Here is a 3,897-nt window from a genome sequence, read left to right on the forward strand (position 1 = left end):
GGTGGGCCTGCTGCAGGGGGCCCTCGGTGTGGCCCGCCAACAGCAGTGCCAACCCCGCCGCGGAGCGACCGGGTTGACCGGTGAGCGCCACCCGGTCGCCGGGGGCGGCGCCGTCGATCCGCAGGGGGCGCGCGCCGTCCGGGAGGGTGCCCATCGCGGTGACACTGACGACGACGAGGTGAGCGCTGGTGAGATCACCGCCCACCACCACGGCACCGGATCGCGCGGCCTCTCCGTGGATCCCGGCGGCCAGCTCCCCGATCTGCTCCATCGTCGTCTCCCCGGGCACCGCCAGGGCCACGAGGACGCGGGAGCAGTCGGCGCCCATGGCCAGGACGTCGGAGACGTTCTGTGCGACGGCGCGGCGACCGATGTCCCTCCAGGTGGTCAGGTCCAGGCGGAAGTGGGTCCCCTCGACCAGCATGTCTGTCGTCACCACCGTCGCCGCGGCCGGACCGAGGACGGCGGCGTCGTCCCCGTTGCCCACCGGGTCGCCGGAGTGGGCGTCCCCCGGACCGCTCAACACCGCCAGCACCCCGGCCTCCCCCACCTCCGCGACGGTCGGTGGCCGTTCGGTCGCAGGGCTCATCGGCGTCCTCGGAGGTCAGGCGCCGGGAGGACCGGCGGGTGGCTGTAGCGTTGCCGACAGGCTAGCGGCCGCCACCCCGGGCGGCCGACCGCGGGAGAGAGGACTACTCGAGGTGGGCAGCACGGACACGGTCCCGGGCGACGGTCACGACGCGGGCGGCTCGGGGCCGCGGACTCCCGACGTCCGATCATCCGACGGCCGGTCATCCGATGGCGGCCACCGACCGCCGGTCTCGCCCCTCGTGGTGGTCGCGGCGGTACTCATCCCGCTGGTGCTGCTCGCCGTGGTGCTCGTCCTGGTGCGTGACGTCCGGGACGAGGCAGCCGAGTCCGCCGCGAGCGAGCCCGTGACCGCGGTGACCATCCCGGCCCCCGGAGCCGATTCCGAGGTGTGCCTGTCGCTGGTCGAGTCCCTCCCGGACACCCTCGGTGAGGCGAACCGGGTCGCGTTCGTCGAGCCCGCCCCGCCGGGTGCCGCGGCGTACCGGCTGCCCGACGCCCAGACCGTCGTCGTCCGCTGCGGCCTCCCGGCCCCGCCGACCTTCACCGTCGGGGTGTCGCTCCAGGAGGTCAACGGCGTCCAGTGGTTCAACGAACCGGACCCGGACCCCGCAGTGACGTCGTCCACCTGGGTCGCCGTCGACCGACCGGAGTACATCGCGGTCACTCTCCCCGCGACCGGCGGTACGGGTCCGATCCAGGATCTCTCGGACGCCCTCTCCGCCGGTCTCGAGGCCGTCGAACCGCGGCCCGCTCCGATCGGGTGACCCCCCGGGGTCAGCAGCCGGCGAGCGCGGTCCGCACCAGAGTGTCGAGCAGGGTCCGGTAGTCGACGCCGGAGGCCGCCCACATCTGCGGGTACATCGAGATCGGGGTGAACCCCGGCATGGTGTTGACCTCGTTGATCACCGGTCCGTGCTCGGTGACGAAGAAGTCGACCCGGCTCAGTCCACGGGCGTCCAGGGCGTGGAACGCCTCGACGGCCAGCGTGCGCAATCGGTCGGTGTCCGCGGTGGGGAGCAGCGCGGGTAGGTCGAACGTGCAGACGTCGTCGAGGTACTTGGTGTCGAAGTCGTAGAAGGAGTCGCCCTCGGTCTCACCCTCCAGACCGGTCGGCTCACCGGGGATGTGGAGTTCGGCGGGCAGGCTCGCCTCCACCCGACCGTCCGGGTACTGCAGGACACCACATTCGACCTCGCGGCCCACGATGGCGGCCTCGACGATCACCTTGGGGTCGAACCGGCGGGCCTCGGCGATCGCCGCGTCGAGGTCTCCCGCGCGGGAGACCTTGGTGATCCCGATGGACGAGCCACCGCGGGCGGGCTTGACGAACAACGGGAGCCCGAGGCGGTCGAGTTCCGCCTGCGGCAGCGTCTCGGCCCCGGGGCGCAACACCGCCTGCTCACCGATCGGCAGACCGGCCGCACCCAGCACGACCTTGGTGAACTCCTTGTCCATGCCGGCAGCACTGGCGAACACCCCCGGCCCCACGTAGGGGATCCCCGAGAGCTCGAGGAGCCCCTGGACGGTGCCGTCCTCCGCGTGGGTGCCGTGCATGACGGGGAAGACCACGTCCACACGGGCGGCCTGCTCACCGGCCCGTTCCCCGTCCACGTACCGCAGGACCCCGCGGTCGCCGGTGGACAGTCCGAGAGCCACCTGTGGTCGCCCCGGGTCGACCTCCGGCATGACGCGGTCGACGATCCGCAGGCCCGACACGTCGTCGGGACCCAGGGTCCACCTCCCCGATCCGGTGATCCCGACGGGGATCACCTCGTAGACGGATCGGTCGAGATGTGCCATGACGGCGCCGGCGGACACGCAGCTCACGGAGTGCTCCGAGCTGCGGCCGCCATAGAGGACGGCAACGGTGATGCGATTCACCGGGCCGAGGCTACTCGGGCTTGGTGCTCCGCCTCATGAGGCGCACCGCCACCTCGACGGCGTCGCCGCCCTCGTGGCAGATCTCGTGGACGGCCTCGGTGAGCGGCATCTCGACGCCCACCTGTCGGGCGAGCGCACGGATCGACGTGCAGGACTTGACCCCCTCCGCCACCTGTCCGTTGGTGGCCTCCTGGGCCTGCTCCAGGGTTTCGCCCTTGCCCAGCCGTTCACCGAAGGTCCGGTTGCGGGACAGGGGCGAGGTGCAGGTGGCGACCATGTCGCCGAGCCCCGCGAGTCCGGCGAAGGTCATCTGGTTGGCACCGAGCGCCACCCCGAGCCTCGTCGACTCCGCCAACCCACGGGTGACGAGCGTGGCCATGGTGTTGTCACCCAGGCCCATCCCGGTCGCGATCCCACACACCAGTGCGATGACGTTCTTGGTGGAGCCACCGATCTCGCACCCCACCACATCGGTGTTGGTGTAGGGACGGAAGTAGGGGGTGGCGAACGCGTCCTGCAGGCGGGCCGCCCGGTCGACGTCCGTACAGGCGATCACGGTCGCCGCCGGCTGGCCCTCGGCGATCTCCCGCGCGAGGTTGGGGCCGGACAACGCGGCGATCCTGTCCGCCGTCAACCCGGTGACCTCGGCGACGACCTCGCTGATGCGCATCAGCGTCCCGGTCTCGATCCCCTTCGCCAGGGAGATGACCCCGGCATCCGACTCGAGGAGGTCGACCCACTGCTCCAGGTTCCCCCTGAGACTCTGCGACGGGACCGCCAGGACGACCTCGTGGGAGCCCGCGAGCACCTCGGCCGGGTCCGTCGAGGCGGTGACCGTCGCGGGCAGGACGATGCCCGGCAGATATTTCTCGTTACAGTGCCGTTCGTTGATCCCGAGGGCCACCTCGTCCCGGCGGGCCCACATGACCACCTCCGACCCCGCGTCCGCGAGGATCTTACCGACGGCGGTCCCCCACGACCCCGCACCCATCACCGCGACCCGTGCCATTTCGCCTCCCGGCTCGTCGTCCCCCACCCGGGCCATCGCCGGTGGATCGTGAGCAAACGCTACCCGGCCCGGCGCGCTCGCGAGGGTCTGCTGGCAGGATGGCGGTCGATGAATACGGTGTCGGGTCACGGGGCGGCTGATGGCGGGTGGACGATCATCGTCCCCGTCAAGGCCCTCGACCGTGCCAAGAGCCGCCTCGCCCGCGCTCTTCCGGCGTCCGACAGGCGGGCACTCGCCCTCGCGATGGCCGCGGACGTGCTCCGGACCTGCGTCGCGACGCCCGGTGTCTCCCGGGTGCGGGTGGTGACCTCGGATCCCGACATGGCGGCGCTCGCCCGCCTCCTCCCGGTCGAGATCGTCCCGGAGCCGGTCGACGCCGCGGGACGGCCGGACGGCGACCCGCTCAACGCCGCGCT

The 3,897-nt window shown here is 72.0% G+C and carries 4 protein-coding genes and 1 pseudogene; 2 read left to right on the forward strand and 3 right to left on the reverse strand.

The window, feature by feature from the left end; genetic code table 11:
• Positions 1-589, reverse strand: a 589-nt coding sequence (locus tag G6028_RS14485) for a thiamine-phosphate kinase (protein WP_241730783.1), incomplete at its 3' end; no start/stop codon positions are given.
• 112 nt (positions 590-701) lie between these two features.
• Here G6028_RS14485 and G6028_RS17770 point away from each other — a divergent pair.
• Positions 702-1,355 carry a DUF3515 domain-containing protein gene (locus G6028_RS17770; protein ID WP_182659293.1) on the forward strand — a complete coding sequence of 218 codons (654 nt, stop codon included), beginning with the start codon at positions 702-704 and terminating at the stop codon, positions 1,353-1,355.
• Positions 1,356-1,365: 10 nt separating this feature from the next.
• Here G6028_RS17770 and G6028_RS14495 read toward each other — a convergent pair whose 3' ends face one another.
• Positions 1,366-2,472, reverse strand: a complete 1,107-nt coding sequence (locus G6028_RS14495) for a D-alanine--D-alanine ligase family protein (RefSeq protein WP_182659294.1) — start codon at positions 2,470-2,472, stop codon at positions 1,366-1,368.
• A 10-nt stretch (positions 2,473-2,482) separates the two neighbouring features.
• The gene (locus tag G6028_RS14500; protein WP_182652674.1) at positions 2,483-3,481 is read right to left on the reverse strand and encodes an NAD(P)H-dependent glycerol-3-phosphate dehydrogenase; all 999 of its coding nucleotides are present in this window, start codon (positions 3,479-3,481) and stop codon (positions 2,483-2,485) included.
• A gap of 108 nt (positions 3,482-3,589) precedes the next feature.
• On the opposite strand from G6028_RS14500, the pseudogene G6028_RS14505 reads away from it, so the two are divergent.
• Positions 3,590-3,897, forward strand: a pseudogene (locus G6028_RS14505) (2-phospho-L-lactate guanylyltransferase); the annotation flags it as partial.

This window comes from Dietzia cercidiphylli (assembly GCF_014145145.1).
Lineage (GTDB): Bacteria > Actinomycetota > Actinomycetes > Mycobacteriales > Mycobacteriaceae > Dietzia > Dietzia natronolimnaea.